This is a genomic window from Micromonospora humida, from assembly GCF_016901255.1.
In the GTDB taxonomy this organism is placed as follows: Bacteria; Actinomycetota; Actinomycetes; order Mycobacteriales; family Micromonosporaceae; genus Micromonospora; species Micromonospora wenchangensis.
This window is the reverse complement of record NZ_JAFEUC010000011.1, coordinates 133,536-157,192: the sequence shown is the minus strand read 5'-3', so window position 1 is coordinate 157,192 and position 23,657 is coordinate 133,536. Positions and strand designations below refer to the sequence as shown.

Here is a 23,657-nt window from a genome sequence, read left to right as displayed (position 1 = left end):
TCGGGCGGGCCCGCGGTGCGGCTGGGTGACGCACCACCCGGCGCCACTGCGGTAAGGAGTCATCGGAACACGAAGAGCTGATTGACTTTCGGTTTCTTCTGTGAAACCGCACACCCCTTGGAGGCGGAAATGCCTATGGTATTTCTGCGGCGTAGCCTGGGAGCCGTCGCCCGTCCACAGGCACGTACGGACGACGGCGGACACCGCGTGACACACAGACCCGCGTGAAAGAGGCGATTACCGGCCGTGTCGACCCAGCAGACTTCGCAGGAGAACCCACTGGCGGGTTTCGGTCCGAACGAGTGGATCGTCGAGGAGATGTACCAGCGCTACCTCGCCGACCCGTCGAGCGTCGACTCGGCCTGGCACGACTTCTTCGCCGACTACCGACCCGCCCCGGGCGCGGCGACCCCGCGCCCGGCTGACGGCGCTGCGGCGACGCCGGAGCCGGCCGAGCAGCAGGAGCCGGTCGCCACCGTCGCGACCGGGCCCGCCGCGAAGGCGGCGACGGCCGACGCCAAGCCGGCCGCCAGCACCAGGCCAGCCCCCGCCACCAAGCCGGCAGCCACCAGGCCGGCCGCCACCAAGCAGACCGCCACCGCCGAGCCGGCCACCGCCCCGAAGCCGGCCACCGCGAAGACCGCCCCCGGGTCCGCCGCGAAGCCGGCGGCCACCGGGAAGGCCGCCCCGGCCAAGCCGGCGGCGAAGGCGCCGACGGCCAGCGCCGCCGGCACCACACCGCTGCGCGGGGTGGCCGCGCGGATCGTGCAGAACATGGACGCCTCACTGTCCGTGCCGACCGCCACCAGCGTGCGCGCGGTCCCGGCCAAGCTGCTGGTCGACAACCGCATCGTGATCAACAACCACCTCGCCCGGGGGCGCGGCGGCAAGGTCAGCTTCACCCACCTGATCGGATACGCGCTGGTCCGGGCCGTGGTCGCGCACCCGGAGCTGAACAACTCCTTCGCCGAGGTGGACGGCAAGCCGGCGATGGTCCGCCCGGAGCACGTCAACCTGGGCATCGCCATCGACCTGACCAAGCCCGACGGCTCCCGCAACCTGGTGGTGCCGTCCATCAAGGGCTGCGAGCAGATGGACTTCCGGCAGTTCTGGCAGGCGTACGAGGACGTGGTCCGGCGCGCCCGCCGCAACGAGCTGACCATGGAGGACCACGGCGGCACCACGATCTCGCTGACCAACCCGGGCGGCATCGGCACGGTGCACTCGATCCCCCGGCTGATGCAGGGGCAGAGCGCGATCATCGGGGTCGGCGCGATGGAGTACCCCGCGCCGTACCAGGGGATGAGCGAGGCGACCCTGGCCGAACTGGCGGTCAGCAAGATCATCACGCTGACCAGCACGTACGACCACCGGATCATCCAGGGCGCGCAGTCCGGCGAGTTCCTCAAGGTCATGCACGAGCTGCTGCTCGGTGAGCACGGCTTCTACGACGAGGTCTTCACCTCGCTGCGCATCCCGTACGAGCCGGTGCGCTGGATGCGGGACGTGGCCGTCGACTCCGAGGGCCAGATCAACAAGACCGCGCGGGTGCACGAGCTGATCCACGCCTACCGGGTCCGGGGCCACCTGATGGCCGACACCGACCCGCTGGAGTTCACCATCCGCAAGCACCCCGACCTGGACGTCCTCCAGCACGGGCTGACCCTGTGGGACCTCGACCGCACGTTCCCGGTCAACGGCTTCGCCGGCAAGCAGCGGATGAAGCTGCGCGAGATCCTCGGCGTGCTGCGCGACTCGTACTGCCGTCGGCTCGGCATCGAGTACATGCACATCCAGGACCCGGAGGAGCGCCGCTGGATCCAGGAGCGGATCGAGCGCCGCTACGAGAAGCCGGCCGCCGACGAGCAGAAGCACGTGCTGAACCGGCTCAACGCCGCCGAGGCCTTCGAGACCTTCCTGCAGACCAAGTACGTCGGCCAGAAGCGGTTCTCGCTGGAGGGCGGCGAGTCGCTGATCCCGCTGCTCGGCGAGGTGCTGGAGGCGTCCGCCGAGGACGGCTTGGACGAGGTCGTCATCGGCATGGCGCACCGGGGCCGGCTCAACGTGCTGGCCAACATCGTCGGCAAGCCGTACGAGAAGATCTTCTCGGAGTTCGAGGGGCACCTCGACCCGCGCTCCACCCAGGGCTCCGGCGACGTGAAGTACCACCTGGGTCAGAACGGCAAGTTCACCACGCCGGACGGCGACCACTCGGTCAAGGTGTCGGTGGTGGCGAACCCGTCGCACCTGGAGGCGGTGGACCCGGTGCTGGAGGGCATCGTCCGGGCCAAGCAGGACCGCATCGACCTCAAGCTGGAGGGTTACACCGTGCTGCCGCTGGCGGTACACGGTGACGCCGCGTTCGCCGGCCAGGGGGTCGTCGCCGAGACGCTCAACCTGTCCCAGCTGCGTGGCTACCGCACCGGCGGCACCGTGCACGTGGTGGTCAACAACCAGGTCGGCTTCACCACCGCCCCCGAGTACAGCCGGTCCAGCCTCTACAGCACCGACGTGGCCCGGATGATCCAGGCGCCGATCTTCCACGTCAACGGCGACGACCCGGAGACCGTGGTCCGGGTGGCCCGGCTGGCGTTCGAGTACCGGCAGGCGTTCAACAAGGACGTCGTGATCGACATGGTCTGCTACCGGCGGCGCGGGCACAACGAGGGCGACGACCCGTCGATGTCCAACCCCCAGATGTACAAGATCATCGACTCGAAGCGGTCGGTCCGCAAGCTCTACACCGAGGAGCTGATCGGCCGGGGCGACATCACCGTCGAGGACGCCGAGGAGCTGCTGCGCGACTACCAGGCGCAGCTGGAGCGGGTCTTCAAGGCGACCCGGGACGCCGCCACCACCCCGCGCCAGGTCAGCCGGCCCAGCCGCGCCGAGGAGCCGGAGCCGCAGGTGCAGACCGCCACCGACGCCGCCGTGGTCAAGGCCGTCGGCGAGGCGCACGTCAACCTGCCCGAGGGCTTCACCCCGCACAAGCGCATCCAGCAGTTGCTCGACCGGCGGGCCAGGATGTCCGCCGAGGGCAACATCGACTGGGGGTACGGCGAGATCATCGCGTTCGGCGCGCTGCTGCACGACGGGGTCACCGTCCGGCTCGCCGGGCAGGACTCCCGTCGGGGCACCTTCGTCCAGCGGCACGCCTCGATCGTCGACGCCAAGACCGGCGAGGACCACCTGCCGCTGAAGTCGCTCACCGCCGACGGCGAGCGGTCCCGGTTCTTCGTGCACGACTCGCTGCTGAGCGAGTACGCGGCGATGGGCTTCGAGTACGGCTACTCGGTGGAGAACGTCAACGCGCTGGTCTGCTGGGAGGCGCAGTTCGGTGACTTCGTCAACGGCGCCCAGTCGGTGATCGACGAGTTCATCTCCTCCGGCGAGGTGAAGTGGGGCCAGCGTTCCGCGGTCACCCTGCTGCTGCCGCACGGCCACGAGGGGCAGGGCCCGGACCACACCTCCGGCCGTCCCGAGCGGTTCCTGCAGATGTGCGCCGAGGACAACATGCGGGTGGCCATCCCGACCACCCCGGCGAACTACTTCCACCTGCTGCGACGGCAGGCCCTGTCGCCCAAGCGCAAGCCGCTGGTGGTGTTCACGCCGAAGTCGCTGCTGCGGCACAAGCTCTGCGTCAGCCCGGTGGAGGACTTCACCACCGGCACCTTCGCCCCGGTGCTGGCCGACCCCGCCGCGCCCGCGGCCGAGCAGGTCAAGCGGGTGCTGCTCTGCTCGGGCAAGGTCTACTACGACCTGTTCCAGGCACGGCAGGAACGGGGCGTCACCGACACCGCGATCATCCGGATCGAGCAGCTCTACCCGCTGCCGGTGCAGGAGATCCGGGACGCGCTGGCGGCGTACCCGAACGCGGAGGACTTCGCCTGGGTGCAGGAGGAGCCGGCCAACCAGGGGGCGTGGAGCTTCGTCGCGCTCAACCTGCTGGAGCACCTGGCCGACGTCCGGCTGCGTCGCATCTCCCGGCCCGCCGCCGCCGCCCCGGCGGTCGGCTCGGCCAAGATGCACGAGGTGGAGCAGACCGCGCTGATCGACGCCGCGCTGCCCCGCCCCTGACCCGACCCGTTACGACCCATCCGGCCCGCGCCCTTCCAGGGCGCGGGCCGTTCCATGCCGTCCCTGGGCGCGGGCCGTCCCGTGCCGTCCCACCCCGCGCAGCTTCCGCGATGGGGAGCATCGCCTGGGACCTCCCGCAGGGCCTCCCGGGCGGCGGCCAGGACGGACGGCAGCTTCGGGGAGAGTTGTTGTCGCTGGAACGACAACAACTCTCCCCGAAGAGGCCGAACCCGCTGCGCGGTGGGCGAGGCAAGTGGGGCAGGGTGACCGGTGGGATCGTCCGCCACCCGGGTGGCGGAGCGGCCCCGACCGGGAGGGATCATGTCCACTTCCGAGTTGGTCCGAGGCACGGAACGCAGCAGTGAGGAGGCGCGGTGTACTTCACCGATCGTGGGATCGAGGAGCTGGTGCAGCGGCGGGGTGACGAGCAGGTCACCCTGGAGTGGCTCGGCGAGCGGCTACGCGACTTCGTCGACCTCAACCCCGAGTTCGAGACGCCGATCGAGCGCTTCGCCACGTGGCTGGCCCGCCTCGACGACCTCGACGAGGACTGAGCCCGGGGCGGGCGGACATCCGCCCGCCCCGGCCTCCGAGCACCATGTCGTGCCAGGGCGCGTGCGAGCCGCAGCGCTGCCAAGGCGGACCCACACCGCACCCGGGGCCAACACAGACCACACCGCACCGCGCGGCCGGACCGGACCGGCACCGCGCGGCCGACCGGCCGGGACCGGGACCGGGCCGCGAGGGGTCAGCCGCCGTTGCGGACGGCCGGCTCCAGGCCGGTACGCCGCAGCTTCTGCCAGCCCAGCCGCCCGCCGGTCAGCGCGGTGACCACCGCCTGCACCATCACCAGGTACATCAGCTGCCGGTAGACGAACTGTTGCAGGGGCAGCACCCACAGCACCCCGAGCTTCTCCCGGTCCAGCCGGAACGCCACCACGGCGGTGAGGGTCTGCACGCCGAGCATGACCAGCCAGGCCACCGCCGTGGCCCGACGGTCGAGGAAGAACAGGCCGTACAGGGCCAGCAGGTCGATCACCGGCGCGAGCAGCGGCAGCAGCACCCCGAAGAGGCTGAGGAAGAACAGGCAGCGCCTGGTGAACCGGCCCGACGCACCCCGGTCGAGCACCGAGCGCCGGTGCTTCCACATCGCCTGCATGGTGCCGTAGCTCCACCGGTAGCGCTGTTTCCAGAGCTGTCCCATGGTCGCCGGGGCCTCCGTCCAGGCGCGGGCGGTCTCCTCGTAGACCACCTTCCAGCCGGCCCGGCCCAGGGCGATGGTGATGTCGGTGTCCTCGGCGAGGGTGTCGTCGGTCATCCCCCCGGCGTAGCGCAGCGCCTCCCGCCGGAACCCGCCGATCGCCCCCGGCACCGTCGACATGCAGCGCAGCGTCTCGTAGAGCCGCCGGTCGAGGTTGAACCCGATGACGTACTCGATGTGCTGCCACTTGGCGATCAGGCTGCGCCGGTTGCCGACCTTGACGTTGCCGGCCACCGCGCCGACCTGCGGGTCGGCGAATGGCTGCACCAGCCGGCGGACCGCGTCGGGCTCGAAGACGGTGTCCCCGTCGACCATCACGATCAGGTCGTGCCGGGCCAGCGCCAGGCCGGTGTTCAGGGCGCTGGGCTTGCCGCCGTTGGGCTTGCGGACCACCCGGACGTTGGGCAGGCCGAGCGCGTCGACGATGTCGGCGGTGCCGTCGGTGGAGCCGTCGTCGACGACGATCACCTCGATCCCGCCCGGATGGTCGCCGCCGGCCAGGGAGCGGACCGCCGCCGCGATCCCCTCCTTCTCGTTGTACGCCGGGACGATCACCGAGACCGGCGCGGTGACCGGCGGCCCCCAGCTCCAGTCCCTGGCCCGCCGCCGTCGGGCGTGCCGCCCGGCCAGCACGAACAACACGAGGGTACGGCCCACGGTGAGCACGCCGACGACGACGAAGAGCACACCGAACACGGTCAGCATGCGGTCGGCGCCCTGCACCGCCCAGATCAGCGTCCGGCCACGCCACCGTTCCCCGGTGCCGGCGGGGGTGGCGGCGTCCATCCGGTGGTCGACCCCGGCGGCGGCGAAGGCGAGGTTCAGTCCCTCGGTCGCGGTGACGAACCGGTACCCCCGTTCCTTCATCATCGGAATGAACCGGTCGAGGGCGGCGACGGTCTGCGACCGGTCACCTCCGGCGTCATGCCAGAGGGTGACCGCACCGGAGTCCCCGTCGGGGGCGGCGTTCTCGACGATCCGGTCCACTCCGGGCAGCGACCAGTCCTGGCTGTCGGTGTCGTTGAGGAAGGTCAGGTAACCCAGGTCACCGGCGGCGGTGACCACCGGCCAGTCCCGGTTGTCGATCGCCCCCGGATGCGACGAGTACGGGAAGCGCACCAGCGAGGTCCGCAGGCCGGTGGCCCCGGCCACGGCGAGCTGGGTCTGGGCGTACTCCAGGCGTTGCCGCCACGCCGGCAGTTCGGCGAGGTCGGGGTGGGTGAAGGTGTGCACGCCGAGCTGGTGCCCGCCGTCGGTCAGCTCGCGGGCCACCTCGGGGTGCCGGGCGACCTGCGAGCCCAGTACGAAGAACGTGCCCTTGACCTGGTGGGCGGCCAGGACCTTGAGCACCTCGCGGGTCCAGACCGGGTGCGGGCCGTCGTCGAAGGTCAACGCGATGGTGCGCGGCGGCAGCCGGTAGGAGCGGACCAGCTCGCTGCTGGCGCTGATGATCGGCCCGCCGGTCACCACCGAGGTGGGCACCTCCCGCTGCCCGGCGACGCTGTCCCGACGGTCGGGGGCGAAGGAGGCGTTGGCGTACGCGCCGACCAGCAGCACACCGGCCAGCAGCGCGAGCACCGTGCCCAGCAGGATTCCGCTCGGCTGCGGCACCGGCCGGCGTCGTCGGGCCGGGCCGGGTGCGCGGCGACGGGTCGGCCCGGGTGAGCGCCGGCGGGTGGTCGGCGCAGCGGGCTCAGCCATCGACGCGGACGCCCTCGGCACCGCCGGGGAGCGGATCGGGCAGGGCGGGCGGCTCGTCGGTGGGGGTCGGCGGGTTCGGCGTCGTGGCCTGCGGCGTCGACCGGGTCGGTCGGGGCGACGCCGTGGAGGTGGCCGGGCTGCGGCTCGGCGACCGGCTGGCGCTCGGCGACGGCGAGGGGCTGACGGTGCCGCCGGTGGCGGACGGGGTGACCGGGGCGACGGCCGGCCCGCTCCCCCGGGGCGCCCGGGGGGCGACGCTCGGTGCCACGGCGCCGGTGGTCGTGGCGGGGGCGGCCGGGGCGGTGGTGGCCGTCCGGGCCGACGGCGACGACCGCTCGGGCTGCGCGACCTCGTCGACGAAGGGGAGCACCGCGTGCGGGGCGATGCCCCCGGCGAAACTGATCCCGACCAGCCCGGAGTAGATCAGGACCACCAGCCCCAGGGCGTACGCGAGCCAGCGCAGCCGGGAGTGGCGTCGGCCGCTGGGGTCGACGAAGACGGGGACGGGCGGGGGTACGGCCGCGATCAACGCGGTGGGGCCGTCGGTCGGGCCGGCGGTGCGGTCGAGCACCACGGTCGGCCCATCGACTACCGTCACGTCATCGGTACGATGTGGATCGACAGCCGACCGACCACCGAGCGCACCCATGGGCTTCGATCCTTTGGATGGCGCATTCTTCCTGCTCAGGCGGTCGGCAGTCATGGGATGCGAGTTTAGGCACGAGGATCACTCAGCTTCCAGCCCGTCCCACTAATGAGACTCGGGTCGCACCTGCGGGCACCTGCGGGCGACGGTTCAGGGCGAAGGTCCCGGGCGGGACACGACGTGATCTCCTAGGGTGGTGCCGTGGCCCGCAGCGTCTACCTGACCAGCGTGGGGTCCGGCGGGGGTAAGTCGACCATCGCCCTCGGCCTCGCGGAACTCCTCTCCCGGCAGGTCGAACGGATCGGCGTGTTCCGGCCGCTGGTCTCCGACACCGGCGACGACCCGATCCTCGCCCTGCTGCACGACCGCTACCGGATCGACCTGCCCCAGGCCGACCTGACCGGCACCACGTACACCGAGGCGGCGGCCCTGGTCGCCGACGGCCGGCGGGAGGAGCTGATCTCCCGGATCGTCGAGCGGTACCGGGCGGTGGAACGGCGCTGCCCGGCGGTGATCGTGGTGGGCAGCGACTTCACCGACGGCGGGGACACCGCCGGCCCCCGGGAGCTGGCCTTCAACGCCCGGCTGGCCACCGAGTTCGGCAGCGTGGTGGTGCCCGTGGTCGACGGCTTCGGGCAGCAGCCGGAGGCGGTCACGGCGGCGGCACGCGGGGCGTACCACGATCTGGCCGACCTGGGCGCGACGGTGCTGGCGGTGATCGCCAACCGGGTGACCGGGGCGCTGACCCTGCCGGAGCTGCCCGTCCCCGCGTACGCCATCCCGGAGGTGCCGAGCGTGTCGGCGCCGACGGTGGCCGAGGTGGCGGCGGCGCTCGACGCGACCCTGCTGGCCGGCGACGACGCCGCCCTCGGCCGGGACGTGCTCGACTACGTGGTCGGCGCGGCGCACGTGCCGACCCTGCTCGACCACCTCACCGAGGGGGCCCTGGTGATCACCCCGGGCGACCGGGCCGACCTGCTGGTCGCGGCGGCCACCGCTCACGTCGCCGGGCAGGTCTCGCTGGCCGGCGTGGTGCTCACCCTCGGCGAACAGCCCGACCCCCGGGCGATGCGCCTGGTCGAACGGCTCAACACCGGCTTCGCCGTGCTCTCGGTGACCAGCGACAGCTACGACACGGTCGAGGCGTCCAGCCACATCGAGGGCCGGCCCGGCCCGGCCAACCCGCGCAAGGTGGAGGCCGCGCTCGGCGCGTTCGAGGGGCACGTCGACACCGTCGACCTGGCCCGCCGGCTGCGGGTCAGCCGCTCCGAGCGGGTCACCCCGCTGATGTTCGAGTACGACCTGATCGACCGGGCCCGCGCCGACCGCCGCCGGCTGGTGCTGCCCGAGGGCACCGACGAGCGCATCCTGCGGGCCACCGAGATCCTGCTCCGCCGGGGGGTCGCCGACCTGACCCTGCTCGGCCGCCCCGACGAGGTGGCCCGCCGCACCCGCGAGCTGGGCATCGACCTGACCGGCGCGCAGGTGGTCGACCCGGCCGGCAGCGCCTGGCGGGACGACTTCGCCACCCGGTACGCGGCGCTGCGCGCCCACCGGGGCGTCACCGCCGAGATCGCGCACGACATCGTGGCCCAACCCAACTACTTCGGCACCATGATGGTGGCCACCGGGCACGCCGACGGGATGGTCTCCGGGGCCACCCACACCACCGCCGCCACCATCCGTCCCGCCTTCGAGATCATCCGTACCGTGCCGGGCGTCTCGGTGGCCTCCAGCGTGTTCTTCATGCTGCTCGCCGACCGGGTGCTGGTCTACGGCGACTGCGCGGTCAACCCCGATCCGGACGCCGCCCAGCTCGCCGACATCGCCATCTCCTCGGCCGACACGGCGGCCCGGTTCGGCATCGAACCCCGGGTGGCGATGCTGTCGTACTCGACCGGGGACTCCGGCGCGGGAGCCGACGTGGAGAAGGTCGCCGCCGCCACCAGGCTGGTCCGCGAGCGCCGGCCCGACCTGCTGGTCGAGGGGCCGATCCAGTACGACGCGGCGATCGACCCGCAGGTCGCGGCGACGAAGCTGCCGAGCAGCACCGTCGCCGGGCGGGCCACCGTGTTCATCTTCCCGGACCTCAACACCGGCAACAACACGTACAAGGCGGTGCAGCGGTCGGCGGGGGCGGTGGCCGTCGGCCCGGTGATGCAGGGCCTGCGCCGACCCGTCAACGACCTGTCCCGGGGCGCGAAGGTCGCCGACATCGTCAACACCGTGGCGATCACCGCCATCCAGGCGGCCGGATCGTCGGAGGAGGGGTCGTGACCGACCGGGTGCTGGTGCTCAACTGCGGGTCGTCGTCGGTGAAGTACCGGCTCTACGCCGGGGAGTCGACCGTCGACTCCGGCACCGTGGAGCGGATCGGCGAGCCGGGTGGCGGCCCGCCCGACCACGCCACCGCCGTCCGGGACATCCTCGGCCGGCTCGACCTGACCGGGCTGACCGCCGTGGGGCACCGGGTGGTGCACGGCGGTCGGCGGTTCAGCGCGCCGGTGCGGATCGACGACGCGGTCGTCGCCGCGATCGGGGAGCTGGTGCCGCTGGCACCCCTGCACAACCCGGCCAACCTGGCCGGCATCGAGGTCACCCGGGAACTCCTGCCGGACGTCGCCCAGGCGGCGGTCTTCGACACCGCGTTCCACCACACCCTGCCCGAGTCCGCCGCCACGTACGCCATCGACCTGGACACCGCCCGCCGCCACGACATCCGCCGGTACGGCTTCCACGGCACCTCCCACGCGTACGTGTCACGGCGCACCGCCGAGCTGCTCGACCGGCCGTACGACCGGTTACGCACCATCAGCCTGCACCTGGGCAACGGGGCCAGCGCCTGCGCGGTGGACGGCGGACGCAGCGTGGCCACCTCGATGGGGATGTCACCGCTGGAGGGGCTGGTGATGGGCACCCGCAGCGGGGACCTCGACCCGACGGTGATCTTCCACCTGCGCCGCGAGGGCGGGATGGGGGTCGACGAGATCGACGACCTGCTCAACCACCGCAGCGGGCTGCTCGGGCTGACCGGGGCCAACGACATGCGGGAGGTGCAGTCCCGTCGGGCCGCCGGAGATCCCGCCGCGGTCCTCGCCTTCGACGTCTACTGCCGGCGGATCACCGGCTACGTCGGGGCCTACCACGCGCTGCTGGGCGGGGCGGACGCGATCACCTTCACCGCCGGGGTGGGCGAGCACTCCCCCGAGGTACGGGCCGCCGCCCTGGCCGGACTGGACCGGCTCGGCATCGCCGTCGACCCCGACCGCAACGCCGGCACCGGCGACCGGGTGATCTCCCCGGCCGGCGCGCCGGTCAGCGTCTGCGTGGTCGGCACCGACGAGGAGCGGGAGATCGCCCGGCAGACCCGCGCGGTGCTGGCCGGGGCGGACCGAGCGGTGGAGCCGGACCGACCGGGGCGGTGACCACCGTCGTCCGGACGGCCGGGCCGGACCGGTCCGTCGACCACCTACCGTGCAGGCATGGGGGTGAGGCGGCTGTGCGCCGTGGTGCTGGCCGCGCTGCTCGCCGGCTGCGGCCCGGCCGCCGCTGCCGACCCACCGCCACCGCCGCCGGCCCGGCACGCCCCGGACCACGCCCTGCCGGTCGCGGTGCGCACGTTCACCGTCGACCCGGCCGGGCCGCGCCCGCTGCCGGTGACGCTCTGGTACCCGAGCGTGGGTGGCCGGGTCGCCCCGGGCCGGTTCCCGGTGGTGCTGCACAGCCACGGCCTGCACAGCCTCCCCGAGCTGCACGCCGCGTTGGCCGTCAGGTGGGCCGCCGCCGGTTTCGTGGTGGCCGCACCGACCTACCCGTACACCAATCGGCGGGCGGCCCGGTTCAGCCGCGCCGACGTCCGTAACCAGCCCGCCGACGGCTGGCGGGTGATCCGGCACCTGGTCCGGTTGGACGCCCGCGCCGGTGACCCGCTCGCCGGGCACCTGGACGTGGGCCGGTTCGCGGCGACCGGGCACTCGGCCGGCGGCTTCACCACGGCCGGCATGTTCACCTCCGGCCACCCGGCCCGGCTGCGCTCCGGCGTGATCATCGCCGGGGGTGGACTGGCCGGCGCCTTCGCCGGGCCGAGCGCCCCGCTGCTGTTCGTGCACGGCACCGCCGACCCGGTGGTGCCACTGGCCGTCGGCCGGGCCGGCTACCGGCGGGCGGGCGGCCCGAAGGCGTTCCTCAGCGTGCTCGGGCAGGGTCACGGCGAATACCTCACCCCGGGGCGTCCGGGCTTCGAGCAGGTGCTCGCCACCGTCACCGACTTCCTGCGCTGGACCCTCTACGACGACCGGGACGCCGGCCGGCGGCTGCGCACCGACGCCACCCGCCCCGGCGTCACCACCCTCGACGACCGGTTGGCCGACGCCGGACCGTAGCCCGCCGGGCAGCCGCGACGGGCAGGCACAATCGTTCTCATGTCCCGTCGTCGTATCCCGGTCCTGCTGACCGCCGCGCTGCTCGCCGCCGGCCTCGTCGGCTGCTCGGCGTCGCCGTCCGCGCCCCCCGCCGCCCCGTCGCCGACGCCGACGCCGACGCCGGAGGCGACCGCGCCGCAGGCCACCCCGCAGGCGTCGCGTGTTCCCGCCGGGACCGCGCCGACGCGGGCGTTCGCGGTCGGCGTACGGGAGCTGAGGCTGAACCGGGGCGGCGACCGCCCGCTGCCGGTGACCCTCTGGTATCCGGCCCGGGGCACCGCCGGTGGGGCGGCACAGCGCGACGCCCCGGTGGCGGCCGGACGGTTCCCGGTGGTGGCGTTCAGTCACGGCCTCGACGGGCGGCCGACCGACTACCGGGCGTTGACGACCCGCTGGACGGCGGCCGGTTTCGTGGTGGCCGCGCCGACCTTCCCGCACACCGGCAAGGGCACCGACGGCAGCGTCCTGGACGTGCTCAACCAGCCCGCCGACGTGTCGTACGTGCTGGACAAGGTGCTGGCGCTGGACGCGAAGGCCGGTGACCCGCTGCGCGGCCGGCTGGCCACCGACCGGGTGGCCGCCGCCGGGCACTCGGCCGGCGGGGTGACCACCATCGGCCTGTTCACCACCGGCCGGGACGAGCGGCTGCGCGCCGGGGTGGTCCTCGCCGGGACCGGGCTGGGCGTGGGCACCGCCTTCGCGGGGGCCGCCGCCCCGCAGCTCTTCGTGCACGGCCGAGCCGACGAGGTGGTCGACTACGCCGCCGGCAAGGCCGTCTACGACGCGGTGCCGTGGCCCAAGGCGATGCTCAGCCTGACCCGGGGCGACCACGGCCGGGTCCTGCTCGGTGACGACACGGCCCTGCGGGTGGTCTCCGACACCATCGTCGAGTTCCTCCGCTGGACGCTCTACGGCGACGCGGCCGCCCGGGACCGGCTGCCCGCCTCGGCCACCCGGGGCGACATCGCCACCCTCGACGACCGCCTCTGAGCCACGGGTCAGGCGGTGTGGTCGACCACGACCTTGCCGAAGACCTCACCGGAGTGCAGCCGGGCGAAGGCGTCGGCCACCCGGCTGAACGGGACCACGCTGTCGACCACCGGGCGTACCTCGTGCTCGGCGCAGAAGGCGAGCAGTTCGGTCAGCTCGTCGGGGGTGCCCATCGAGGTGCCGAGGATCTCCAGCTGCATGGCGAAGACCCGGCGCAGGTTCACCGGCGGCAGGTGACCCGAGGTCGCCCCGGCGACCACGATCCGGGCCATCGGGGCGGCCGACTTCAACGAGTGGTCGAAGGTGGCCGCGCCGACCGTCTCGATCACCACGTCGACCCGCTCCGGCAGCCGGGCGCCGGGTTCCAGCGCGGTCGCCCCCAGCGCGGCGACGCGGTCCCGCTTGGCGGCGTCGCCGCTGGTGGCGTACACCCGCTTGCCCAGCGCCAGGCCGAGCGCGACGGCGGCGGTGGCGACCCCGCCGCCGGCCCCCTGCACCAGCACCGCCTCGCCGTCGGCGATCCGGCCCCGGGTGGTGAGCATCCGCCACGCGGTGAGCCAGGCCGTCGGCAGGCAGGCCGCGTCGGTCGCCGACAGGCCGGTCGGCAGCGGCAGCAGGCTCATCCGGGGTACGGCCACCCGCTCGGCCAGGGTGCCCTGGTAGTGCTCGGAGAGGATGGAGACACCCCGCGGGTCGCCGGGGGTGGGCAGCACCGGGTAGATCACCACCTCGTTGCCGTCCGGGTCGGTGCCGACCGCGTCGCAGCCCAGGATCATCGGCAGTTGACCGTCGGCGAGCCCGACCCCGCGCAGCGACCACAGGTCGTGGTGGTTGAGCGAGCTGGCCCGCACCTGCACCGTCACCCAGTCGTCGTCGGGGCGGGCGGGCTCGGGACGGTCGCCGACGGTGAGCGCGGCGAGCGGGTTGTCGGCGTCGAACCGGGAGGCATAGGCGGCACGCATGATCCGCACCGTAACAGCGCGACGATCGTTCACGAAGGGTCCGGGCCGGCCGACCCGGACCCTTCGCACCTGCTCGCAGGGCGCGTCGTGCGCCCGCCGCCTGTCGCTCAGGCGCGGGCGACGCCGTCGTGGCGGGCCGCCTGGGCCACCGCCGCCGCCACCGCCGGGGCGACCCGGGGGTCCAGCGGGGACGGCACGATGGCGTCCGCGCTGAGCGACCCGTCGACCACCGCGGCGATCGCGTCGGCGGCGGCCACCTTCATCCCGTCGGTGATCCGGGTGGCCCGGGCGTCCAGCGCGCCCCGGAACACCCCGGGGAAGGCGAGCACGTTGTTGATCTGGTTGGGGTAGTCGCTGCGTCCGGTGGCGACCACCGCCACGTGCCGGGCGGCGACCTCCGGGTCCACTTCGGGGGTGGGGTTGGCCAGCGCGAAGACGATGCCACCCGGGGCCATCCCGGCGACCGCCGCCTCGGGGATCCGCCCGCCGGAGACACCGATCAGCACATCCGCGCCGCGCAGCGCCTCGGTGACGTCACCGCGCCGCCCCTGCGCGTTGGTGGTCTCGGCGAGGTACGCCTTGGTCTCGGTCAGGTCGTCGCGGTGCCGGCCGATCACCCCCCGGGAGTCGCAGACCACCACCTGTTCGGGGTCCACTCCCCCGGCGACGAGCATGTGGGTGACCGCGACGCCGGCCGCGCCGGCCCCGCTGACCGTCACCCGCAGGTCGCCGAGCTTGCGGTTCAGCAGGGACGCCGCGTTGCGCAGCGCGGCCAGCACCACGATCGCGGTGCCGTGCTGGTCGTCGTGGAAGACCGGGATGGGCAGCGCCTCGTCGAGTCGCCGTTCCACCTCGAAGCAGCGCGGGGCGCTGATGTCCTCCAGGTTGATCCCGCCGAACGAGGGGGCGAGGGCACGGACCGTCGCCACGATCTCGTCGACGTCCTGGGTGTCCAGACAGACCGGCACCGCGTCGACGCCGGCGAACTGCTTGAACAGCACCGCCTTGCCCTCCATCACCGGCAGCGCCGCGCGGGGGCCGATGTTGCCGAGGCCGAGCACGGCGGAGCCGTCGGTGACGACGGCGACGGTGTGCGACACCCAGGTGTAGTCGTCGACCAGCGCGGGGTCGGCGGCGATCGCCTCGCACACCCGGGCCACCCCCGGGGTGTACGCGAGCGAGAGGTCCTCGCGGCTGGTCAGCGGGACGGTCGAGGCGACGGCGAGCTTGCCGCCGAGGTGCAGTCGGAAGACGGGATCAGCGGGATCCACGGTGGACGCAGACATGGTGACTCCAGGATCTGTCGAGCAGACGGAGCGGCCGGCGCGAGGGCGCGAGGTGAGGCGGAGCGGCGACACGCGGTACGGGGGTCACCCGGGCACCTCCCGAGCATAGTCAGGCCACCGGCACCGGGTTGTGAGGAGGGTCATATCGGTGCGGTGGCCGGCCGACCGGGGTGGGGCCAGTAGCGGAACACCACCCGACCCAGCACGTCGGCCACCCCGTACGCCCGGGAGTCGTCGGTGACCAGCGCGTTGTCACCGTGCAGCCACCACCCGCCGTCCTGCGGACGTACGGCGCGCTTGACCACCAACAGGTCCGGGCGGCTGCGGAACACGGCCACCACCACGTCTCCGGGGCGGACGGGCCGGCCACCCCGGCGGACCAGCAGCGCGTCGCCGTGGCGCAGGGTGGGTGACATGGACGGCCCGGTCACGCCGACGGCGGTGAACGGGGCGCGCGACCGAAGGGTGGGACCGGAGCCGCCGACCGTCACGAGGTTTCCCCTCCGCCCCTGCCGGGGACGTCGTCAGGAGTAATGTCGGCTCGGATCATCGCAAACATCCCATGGAGGAACCTGATGCGACTTCCCCGCATCCTTTCGCCCCGTGTGACCGCCAGCGCACACTGTGACCTGCCCTGCGGCGTCTACGACCCGGCGCAGGCCCGGATCGAGGCCGAGTCGGTCAAAATGATCTGCGAGAAGTACCAGGCGAACACGGACCCCGAGTTCCGCACCCGGGCGATCCTGATCAAGGAGCAGCGCGCCGACCTGGTCAAGCACCACCTGTGGGTGCTCTGGACCGACTACTTCAAGCCGCCGCACTTCGAGAAGTACCCGCACCTGCACCAGCTGTTCAACGAGGCCACCAAGGCGGCCGGCGCGGCCGGCGCCAAGGGTGCGACCGACCCGGCCAAGGCCGACGAACTGCTCCAGAAGATCGACGAGATCTCCAAGATCTTCTGGGAGACCAAGCAGGCGTGAGCCTGCCCACCACGGCACCGACGATCCGGCCGGCGCGTCCTGGGGACGTGCCGGCCATCGTCGCGATGGTGCACGAGTTGGCCGACTACGAGCAGGCGGCCGACCGCTGCGGGCTGACCCCGGCACAGCTCGACACCGCCCTGTTCGGGCCGGCCCCGGCGCTGTTCGGGCACGTCGCGGTGGACGACGACCAGCCGGTCGGCTTCGCGCTGTGGTTCCTCAACTTCTCCACCTGGGCCGGCGTGCACGGCATCTACCTGGAGGACCTGTACGTCCGCCCGGCGTGGCGGGGCACCGGGGCCGGCCGGGCGCTGCTGGCCACCCTCGCCGGGATCTGTGTGGAGCGCGGCTACCGGCGGCTGGAGTGGTGGATGCTCGACTGGAACCCGGCCGCCCGGTTCTACGCCTCGATCGGGGCCGAGCCGATGACCGAGTGGGTGCCCTACCGGCTCGACGGGCGGGCCCTGCACGGCCTCGCCGCCGAAGGGGTGACGTCGGCCACGCGGCTGTCCGCCCGGCCGGGTAGAGTCCCGGACCGGGGGGATGAGGCGTGACTCAACTGACCGGCCAGCCAGCGACCGACGACGACGTCGTGCACCTCACCGTGCCCGCCGACGGCGGCTACCTGGGCGTGCTGCGCACCGCCACGGCGGGGCTCGCGGCCCGCCTCCAGTTCGCGCTCGACGAGATCGAGGATCTGCGGATCGCGGTCGACGAGGCGTGCGCGATGCTGCTCGCGATCGCCACCCGCGACGCCGAGTTGGAGTGCCGGTTCTCGGTCACCGAGGACGCGCTGACCGTCGAGGTGACGGTGCCGACCGTGCGCGGGGCAACCCTGCCGGGGGAGTCCTCGTTCGCCTGGAAGGTGCTCACCGCGCTGACCACTGCGGCGGCGGCGGAGTCCACCCAGGGCCGGGCCACCATCTCGCTGCTGACCCGCCGCTCCGCCGGCTACTGACCGGGCCGGCCGGCGACGTCGCGCCGCGTCCGGCGGCGCGGGTCAGCCGAAGCCCAGGGCCCGGGTGGTCGGTGGGCTGACCAGCAGCGCGCAGACGCCCACCCCGAGCACGATCAGCGGTGCGCCGAGCCAGCCCAGCCCGCCGGAGATCATGAACCAGCCGACCGGCACCAGCATCAGCTCCAGCACCATCGCCGGGGCGCGGGCACCGGCCCGGCGGCGGGCCAGCGCCCCGGCCAACGCCCAGAGCGCGACCGCACCGGCGATGGCGAACCCGGTCACGAAGAGTGCCGAGACCAGATCGGTCTTGGTGGCGGTGAGGTCGGCCCAGACGAGCCAGCCGGCGAGCAGCGCCAGGGCGACGGCCTCGGCCCGCAGCAGGCGTACCGCCCAGCGCAGGGTGTCGGGAACCGGCGCGGAGTCGATCGTCACGCGGGCCACGATACCCCTGCCCCATCACGTAAAGTGCCGGCCATGCGGGCCGTCCTGGTGGTCAATCCGAAGGCCACCACCACCAGCGAACGCAGCCGGGACGTGCTGGTCCGGGCACTGCGCAGCCAAGTAGACCTGTCGGTGCGGTACACCCGACGCCGGGGCCACGCCACCGACCTGGCCCGGGAGGCCGCCCAGGAGGGGGTCGACCTGGTGGTCACCCTGGGTGGGGACGGCACGGTCAACGAGGTGGTCAACGGCCTGATGACCGCCGATCCCCCGACGATCCGCACCGGCGGCTCCCCGGCGGAGCGGCTGCCGGCGCTGGCCACCGTGCCGGGCGGCTCGACCAACGTCTTCGCCCGCGCCCTCGGGCTGCCCCGGGAGTGGGCGGACGGTACCAGCATGATCCTGGAGGGGTTGCGGCTGGGCCGGTCCCGCACGATCGGGCTGGGCCGGGCCGACGACCGCTACTTCACCTTCTGCGCCGGCTTCGGCCTGGACGCGGCCGTGATCCACCGGGTGGAGCAGGCCCGGCGGCGGGGGCGGGTCTCCTCCCCCGCGCTCTACTTCCGTTCCACCCTGAGTCACTACTTCCTCGGCTCGGACCGGCGGCATCCGGCGATCAGCCTGGAGCGGCCGGGCGAGCCGGCCGAGGCCGAGCTGGCGACCGTGATCATCCAGAACACCGCGCCGTGGACGTATCTCGGCGACCGGGAGGTCAACCCGAACCCGGCGGCGTCGTTCGATCTCGGGCTGGACGTGATGGCGCTGCGTCAGCTCCGCGTCGCCAGCACGACACGGACGGTGACGCAGTTCCTCTCCCGACACCCCGATCCGCGCGGCAAGCAGGTGCTCCGATTGCACGATCTGGAGGAGTTCACGCTGGTCTCGGCCCGCCCGCAGGCCTTCCAGCTGGACGGGGACTACCTCGGCGAGCGACACAAAGTCAGATTCACCTCCGTTTCCGGCGCACTGAGAGTAATCTGCTAGGTCTCGGGTAACGCCCTAGGTCGAGCGGTTGGAACGCCGCGCGGCGCGGTGGCCGCCACACCGAGGAGGAGTGTCGGAAATGTCAGCAATGTCACGGGGACTGTACTATATTGATCCTCGACTGTGGTACGCCGGGTGACGGGGAAGCCCGGAAAACGGACAAAAGGGTCGTGAGCTTGCTCACCGAGCGGAGTTTTTCCGAGTGTCACCCCTTGACATCGCGTTCGTTCGTGAAAGTATTCACAAGCGAACTTGAGTTACCGGGACATTGCCTGGATATGCTCGGCCGGTTGAGCAGTTCCAGCAGGCCCAGGCGCTGAAAACGAGTCTGCTCACGCATTGCCGAATAGTCGTATGCGAACCGTGACGACCGGCACTGCGGACGGATATAAGAAAAGCACCAGCGTTACTGCCATCCATCCAGAATGAGGAGTGTTGCCGCCATGGACTGGCGTCACAATGCCGTCTGCCGCGACGAGGACCCGGAGCTGTTCTTCCCGATCGGGACGTCCGGCCCTGCTGTCCTGCAGGTCGAGCAGGCCAAGGCCGTCTGCCGGCGCTGCTCCGTGACCGACCAGTGCCTCCAGTGGGCACTGGAGTCCGGTCAGGACGCCGGCGTCTGGGGCGGGATGAGCGAAGAGGAGCGCCGCGCGGTCAAGCGCCGTGGCGGTCTCCGGGTGCTGCGCGCTCACTCCGCCTGAAAAAACCGATCACACACGCTGTCCGCCCCGGCCGGGTCCGCCCGCCGGGGCGTTCTGCTGCCCGCACTCCCCGTGATCAAAATTCGTCAATGCATTGTCGCGAGACAATTACCGACGGTAATGAGCGCGTGAGTGACTCCGGTCACCCGTCACCCGCCGTGTCGACCCGACGCAGCACCAGATCCACCAGTTCCGGGGAGTCGTTCAGCGGGGCGCTGACGGCCACCGCCCCGGCCCGCTCCGCCGCCGCCACCACCGCATCGTGGAACAGCCCCGGCGCGAGGAAGTACGCCACCACCGCCACCCGGCGTGCACCGGTCGCCCGTAGCCGGGCCACCGTCACGTCGGCGGTCGGCGGGGCCGCCGAGGCGTACGCCACCGTGCAGGGCACCCCGTACCCGGTGGCGAGGGCGGCGGCGACCCGCCCCACCGACCCCCGGGCCCGCGCGTCCCGGGTGCCCGCCGCCGCCAGCACCAACGCGTCCACCGGCCCCGGCCACGCCTGCGCCAGCCGGTCGCCCAACCCGGCCAGCAAGCCCGCGTCCACCGTCCCGTCGGCCGGCCCGAGCACGTCGGTGACCCGTACCGTCAGACCGGGAGCGGCCTCCCGGGCCGCCGCCACCGCCGCCGGGACGTCCACCCGCCGGTGGTACGCGGCGGTCAGCAGCAGGGGCACCACGACCGCCGTACGGTGCCCGTCGGCCGCCAGGGCACGCAGCACCTCCGTCGGCCCCGGCTCGGTGTGGTCGAGCCAACTGGGCAACACCGGCGTACCGGGACGGGCGGTCTCGACGGCACGGGCCAGCGCCCGGGTCGCCGCCGCGGCCCGGGGGTCCCGGCTGCCGTGCGCCACCAGCACCACCGGCACACCCGCGCCGGCCCGTCCCGGCCGCGCCGTGCCCGGAGTCGGGGCGTGCGCCGGCCCGGTCAGACGTGCAGACCGCACTCGGTCTTCTCGAACATGGCCCAGCGGCCGGCCCGGGGGTCCTCCCCTGCCCTGGTCCGGCGGGTGCACGGCCAGCAGCCGACCGAGCCGTAGCCCCGGTTGAGCAGCTCGTTGACCGGGATGTCGTAGCGGGAGATGTAGGAGTCCACGTCGGCCTGGGACCAGGCGGCGATCGGGTTCACCTTCACCTTGCCGCGTCGGGGGTCGAACGTCACCACAGGCGTGTTCGCCCGGGTCGGCGACTCGTCGCGGCGCAGCCCGGCGGCCCAGGCGTCGTACCCGGACAGGGCCCGCTCCAACGGCTCGACCTTGCGTAGCTGGCAGCAGTCGTCCGGGGAGCGGTTGAACAGCCGGGGGCCGTACTCGCCGTCCTGCTGGCCGACGGTCTGCCGGGGCCGGATCGAGCGCACGTTCACCGGCAGCCGGCGGGCCACCTCGTCGCGGACCCGCAGCGTCTCCGGGAAGTGCAGCCCGGTGTCCAGGAAGATCACGTCCACCCCGGGGGCGACCCGGGACACCAGGTGGGCCAGCACGGCGTCGGCCATCGAGCTGGTCACGCAGAACCGGTCGCCGAAGGTGCCGGCCGCCCACCGGGCGATCTCCAACGCCGGGGCGCCCTCCAGCTCGCGGCCGGCCCGCTCGGCCAGCGCCCGCAGCTCGGCCGGGTCACGACGGGCCGGGTCGGTCGCCCTCGGGCCACCGGGGCCGACCAGGCCCAGGCCGGTGGCGGAGAGCAGCCCGGTCACCGGGTCACCGCCCGGCTCAGCAGGCCGTTGAACTTGACGGTGAAGACCCGGGCGCAGGCGTGGCACTCCCAGGCGCCGTGTCCGGCCTCGTTCGGCCGCAGGTCCTCCTCGCCGCAGTACGGGCAGTGCAGCGGCGCGGATCGGGTTTCGCTCATCGGAGTTCCTCCTCGTCGACCCTGATCACCCAGTTGGCGAACGTCTCGCCCTCGGTCCGGCCGGCCAGGTAGCGGCGGGCCAGTCGTTCCACGTACTCGGGAAGCTCGTCGGCGGTGGTCTTCAGGCCGCGCAGCTTGCGGCCGAACCCGGCGGTCTGACCCTGGGCCATGCCCAGCCCGCCGCCCAGGTGCACCTGGAAGCCCTCCACCTGCCGGCCGTCCGGGCCGACCACCAGCTGCCCCTTGAGGCCGATGTCGGCGACCTGGGTGCGGGCGCAGGCGTTCGGGCAGCCGTTGAGGTGGATGGAGATGTCCGCGTCGAAGTCGCGCAGCCGCTCCTCCAGCCGGGCCACCAGCTCCTCACCGCGCGCCTTGGTCTCGACGATGGCCAGCTTGCAGAACTCGATGCCGGTGCAGGCCATGGTGCCGCGCCGCCAGGCCGACGGCCGGGCCTCCAGCCCGATCCCGCGCAGCTCGTCGACCAGGGACTCCGTCCGCGCCGGCGGCACGTCCAGCACCAGCAGCTTCTGGTACGGCGTGAGCCGCACCCGGTCGCTGCCGTGCGCCTCGACCACGTCGGCGAGCTTGGCCAACTGCCCGCCGGAGACCCGCCCGACCACCGGGGCGGCCCCGACGTAGTTGCGCCCGTCGCGCTGCCGGTGCACGCCGATGTGGTCGACCGGCTTGTCGGGCAGCTGCGGGGCCGGGCCGTCGAGCAGGGTGCGGCCCAGGTACTCCTTCTCCAGCACCTCGCGGAACTTCTCCACGCCCCAGTCGGCGACCAGGAACTTCAGCCGAGCCCGGTTACGCAGCCGGCGGTAGCCGTAGTCGCGGAAGATGCCGACCACGCCCGCCCAGACGTCCGGCACCTCGGCCAGCGGCACCCAGACGCCGAGCCGCTTGGCCAGCATCGGGTTGGTGGACAGGCCACCGCCGACCCAGACGTCGAAGCCGGGCCCGTGCTCCGGGTGCTCGACCCCGAGGAACGCGATGTCGTTCGCCTCGTACGGGGTGTCGACCAGCCACGAGATGGTGGTCTTGAACTTGCGGGGCAGGTTCGAGTACGCCTTGTCGCCGACGTAGCGGCTGACGATCTCGTCGAGCGCGGGGGTCGGGTCGAGCACCTCGTCCTCGGCCACCCCGGCGACCGGGCTGCCCAGCACGATCCGGGGGCAGTCGCCGCACGCCTCGGTGGTCTGCAGGCCGACCGACTCCAGCCGACGCCAGATCTCCGGCATGTCCTCGACCCGGATCCAGTGGTACTGGATGTTCTGCCGGTCGGTGATGTCGGCGGTGTCCCGGGCGAACTCCCGGGAGATGTCGGCGATCACCCGGAGCTGGGCCAGGGAGAGCTGGCCGCCGTCGACCCGGACCCGGAGCATGAAGAACTCGTCCTCCAGCTCGTGCGGCTCCAGCACGGCGGTGCGCCCGCCGTCGATGCCGGCCTTACGCTGGGTGTAGAGGCCCCACCAGCGGAACCGTCCGCGCAGGTCCTGCGGGTCGATCGAGGCGAACCCGCCGTGGGCGTAGATGTTCTCGATCCGGGCCCGGACGTTCAGCGGGTCGTCGTCCTTCTTGATCCGCTCGTTGGGGTTGAGCGGCTCGCGGTGGCCGAGGGCCCACTGTCCCTCGCCACGGGGACGGCGGGGGGCGCGGGTGGCGGGAACGGCGGTGGCCGTCGGGGTCCCGGGACGGGCCGGGGTGCTGCTGACCGCCATCGCGGCGTCCTCCGTTGTCTCTGCGGTGCCTCGGGGGGAGCGCGGACGCGGCGGCGGCCGGCCCTGGAAGGGCCGAGGACAACGGTGTCGGAACGGCCGGCGCAGAATACGCGCCCGAGACGGATGGGTCGGGCGTCGTCAGTGGGCCGGACAGATCGCGCTGCGCACGCGGCCGTAGTCGACGTGGCGACGTGCCACGAAGCGGCGGACGACAGCGGCGGTCATGCAGCCATGCTCCCACACCCTGCGGAAACCGGCCAAGAACCGCGTGCGGCATCCCACATCACGGGCCGCATCTCCACCGTCACCGGGGTGGTGCGGCGACCAGTGAGCCGATGTTGCGGCATCAGGCCGGGCGATGACCACAACATCGGCCCACATGAGTCGATAAGGCGGGCGGCCCGGACGGCCGAGGGCTGGGCGGCCGAGGGCTGGGCGGCCGCCGGTGGGCGCGACAAGGGGTGTCCGGCCGGACAGACACCGCAACATCGGCCCACACGAGTCGATCAAGGACGACCGGCCGGCTCAGCGGCCCGCATGTGCGGTGGGCCGGGAGTCCACCCGGGCCGACGGCGGCCATCCCGCCGGCCGGGACGAGTCCGGGTGGCGGGGACCCGGGGGTGCGTCCGGGGAGCGGACGGACCGCGCCGGACCGGGTGAACCGTCTTCGACATCAGCTCGAAA

General features: G+C 73.0%; 21 protein-coding genes. 11 read left to right on the top strand and 10 right to left on the bottom strand.

Annotated features, from left to right (window positions below; translation table 11 throughout):
- Positions 1-246: 246 nt before the first annotated feature.
- Positions 247-4,077 carry a multifunctional oxoglutarate decarboxylase/oxoglutarate dehydrogenase thiamine pyrophosphate-binding subunit/dihydrolipoyllysine-residue succinyltransferase subunit gene (locus JQX11_RS22010; protein ID WP_204926852.1) on the top strand — a complete coding sequence of 1,277 codons (3,831 nt, stop codon included), beginning with the start codon at positions 247-249 and terminating at the stop codon, positions 4,075-4,077.
- Between the two features lie 374 nt (positions 4,078-4,451).
- Complete coding sequence (locus tag JQX11_RS22005; RefSeq protein WP_091241170.1) at positions 4,452-4,631, top strand: DUF6104 family protein; 180 nt, start codon at positions 4,452-4,454, stop codon at positions 4,629-4,631.
- A gap of 194 nt (positions 4,632-4,825) precedes the next feature.
- On the opposite strand, the gene JQX11_RS22000 is transcribed toward JQX11_RS22005, so the two are convergent.
- Positions 4,826-7,039 carry a bifunctional polysaccharide deacetylase/glycosyltransferase family 2 protein gene (locus tag JQX11_RS22000; protein ID WP_204926851.1) on the bottom strand — a complete coding sequence of 738 codons (2,214 nt, stop codon included), beginning with the start codon at positions 7,037-7,039 and terminating at the stop codon, positions 4,826-4,828.
- Positions 7,032-7,637, bottom strand: coding sequence for a hypothetical protein (locus tag JQX11_RS21995; protein ID WP_204926850.1), 606 nt, complete (start codon positions 7,635-7,637; stop codon positions 7,032-7,034). Before JQX11_RS21995 ends, JQX11_RS22000 begins: the two co-directional genes overlap by 8 nt.
- Before the next feature lie 249 nt (positions 7,638-7,886).
- On the opposite strand from JQX11_RS21995, the gene pta reads away from it, so the two are divergent.
- Genes pta through JQX11_RS21975 form a run of 4 tightly spaced genes read left to right on the top strand, consistent with a single transcriptional unit; the run spans position 7,887 to position 13,096 of the window.
- Positions 7,887-9,962, top strand: coding sequence for a phosphate acetyltransferase (pta, locus tag JQX11_RS21990; protein WP_204926849.1), 2,076 nt, complete (start codon positions 7,887-7,889; stop codon positions 9,960-9,962).
- Positions 9,959-11,110 (top strand): acetate/propionate family kinase, encoded by a 1,152-nt coding sequence (locus tag JQX11_RS21985; protein WP_204926848.1) that lies wholly within the window; start codon positions 9,959-9,961, stop codon positions 11,108-11,110. Before pta ends, JQX11_RS21985 begins: the two co-directional genes overlap by 4 nt.
- Before the next feature lie 57 nt (positions 11,111-11,167).
- The gene (locus tag JQX11_RS21980; protein ID WP_204926847.1) at positions 11,168-12,067 is read left to right on the top strand and encodes an alpha/beta hydrolase family protein; all 900 of its coding nucleotides are present in this window, start codon (positions 11,168-11,170) and stop codon (positions 12,065-12,067) included.
- A gap of 39 nt (positions 12,068-12,106) precedes the next feature.
- Positions 12,107-13,096 carry an alpha/beta hydrolase family protein gene (locus tag JQX11_RS21975; RefSeq protein WP_204926846.1) on the top strand — a complete coding sequence of 330 codons (990 nt, stop codon included), beginning with the start codon at positions 12,107-12,109 and terminating at the stop codon, positions 13,094-13,096.
- Positions 13,097-13,104: 8 nt separating this feature from the next.
- Here JQX11_RS21975 and JQX11_RS21970 read toward each other — a convergent pair whose 3' ends face one another.
- From JQX11_RS21970 to JQX11_RS21960, 3 genes are all read right to left on the bottom strand, one after another.
- Entirely contained in the window at positions 13,105-14,067 is a 963-nt protein-coding gene (locus JQX11_RS21970) for a zinc-binding dehydrogenase (RefSeq protein ID WP_204926957.1), read from the bottom strand.
- 98 nt (positions 14,068-14,165) lie between these two features.
- Positions 14,166-15,344, bottom strand: coding sequence for an NAD(P)-dependent malic enzyme (locus JQX11_RS21965; protein WP_204926845.1), 1,179 nt, complete (start codon positions 15,342-15,344; stop codon positions 14,166-14,168).
- A gap of 140 nt (positions 15,345-15,484) precedes the next feature.
- Entirely contained in the window at positions 15,485-15,835 is a 351-nt protein-coding gene (locus JQX11_RS21960) for a S24/S26 family peptidase (protein ID WP_204926844.1), read from the bottom strand.
- A gap of 84 nt (positions 15,836-15,919) precedes the next feature.
- Here JQX11_RS21960 and sodN point away from each other — a divergent pair, with 84 nt between their 5' ends.
- From sodN to JQX11_RS21945, 3 genes are read left to right on the top strand one after another with little or no spacing between them, the layout of a single operon-like run.
- Complete coding sequence (sodN, locus tag JQX11_RS21955) at positions 15,920-16,324, top strand: superoxide dismutase, Ni (RefSeq protein WP_088645999.1); 405 nt, start codon at positions 15,920-15,922, stop codon at positions 16,322-16,324.
- Positions 16,321-16,878 (top strand): GNAT family N-acetyltransferase, encoded by a 558-nt coding sequence (locus tag JQX11_RS21950; RefSeq protein ID WP_307826301.1) that lies wholly within the window; start codon positions 16,321-16,323, stop codon positions 16,876-16,878. Before sodN ends, JQX11_RS21950 begins: the two co-directional genes overlap by 4 nt.
- The gene (locus tag JQX11_RS21945) at positions 16,875-17,282 is read left to right on the top strand and encodes an ATP-binding protein (protein ID WP_204926843.1); all 408 of its coding nucleotides are present in this window, start codon (positions 16,875-16,877) and stop codon (positions 17,280-17,282) included. Before JQX11_RS21950 ends, JQX11_RS21945 begins: the two co-directional genes overlap by 4 nt.
- 42 nt (positions 17,283-17,324) lie before the next feature.
- Here the strand turns inward: JQX11_RS21945 and JQX11_RS21940 are convergent, their stop codons facing one another.
- On the bottom strand, positions 17,325-17,714 hold the full coding sequence (locus JQX11_RS21940) for a hypothetical protein (protein ID WP_204926842.1): 390 nt from the start codon (positions 17,712-17,714) through the stop codon (positions 17,325-17,327).
- Positions 17,715-17,756: 42 nt separating this feature from the next.
- On the opposite strand from JQX11_RS21940, the gene JQX11_RS21935 reads away from it, so the two are divergent.
- Positions 17,757-18,707, top strand: coding sequence for a diacylglycerol/lipid kinase family protein (locus JQX11_RS21935; protein ID WP_204926841.1), 951 nt, complete (start codon positions 17,757-17,759; stop codon positions 18,705-18,707).
- Between the two features lie 443 nt (positions 18,708-19,150).
- Positions 19,151-19,408 carry a WhiB family transcriptional regulator gene (locus JQX11_RS21930; protein ID WP_067311984.1) on the top strand — a complete coding sequence of 86 codons (258 nt, stop codon included), beginning with the start codon at positions 19,151-19,153 and terminating at the stop codon, positions 19,406-19,408.
- Between the two features lie 142 nt (positions 19,409-19,550).
- On the opposite strand, the gene JQX11_RS21925 is transcribed toward JQX11_RS21930, so the two are convergent.
- Genes JQX11_RS21925 through JQX11_RS21910 form a run of 4 tightly spaced genes read right to left on the bottom strand, consistent with a single transcriptional unit; the run spans position 19,551 to position 22,973 of the window.
- Positions 19,551-20,354, bottom strand: a complete 804-nt coding sequence (locus JQX11_RS21925; protein WP_372444620.1) for a sirohydrochlorin chelatase — start codon at positions 20,352-20,354, stop codon at positions 19,551-19,553.
- Complete coding sequence (locus JQX11_RS21920; protein WP_204926840.1) at positions 20,336-21,100, bottom strand: phosphoadenylyl-sulfate reductase; 765 nt, start codon at positions 21,098-21,100, stop codon at positions 20,336-20,338. Before JQX11_RS21920 ends, JQX11_RS21925 begins: the two co-directional genes overlap by 19 nt.
- Positions 21,097-21,255 carry an IS1 family transposase gene (locus JQX11_RS21915; protein ID WP_141723017.1) on the bottom strand — a complete coding sequence of 53 codons (159 nt, stop codon included), beginning with the start codon at positions 21,253-21,255 and terminating at the stop codon, positions 21,097-21,099. The genes JQX11_RS21920 and JQX11_RS21915 overlap by 4 nt, the downstream gene beginning before the upstream one ends.
- Positions 21,252-22,973 (bottom strand): nitrite/sulfite reductase, encoded by a 1,722-nt coding sequence (locus JQX11_RS21910; RefSeq protein ID WP_204926839.1) that lies wholly within the window; start codon positions 22,971-22,973, stop codon positions 21,252-21,254. Before JQX11_RS21910 ends, JQX11_RS21915 begins: the two co-directional genes overlap by 4 nt.
- Between the last annotated feature and the right edge of the window lie 684 nt (positions 22,974-23,657).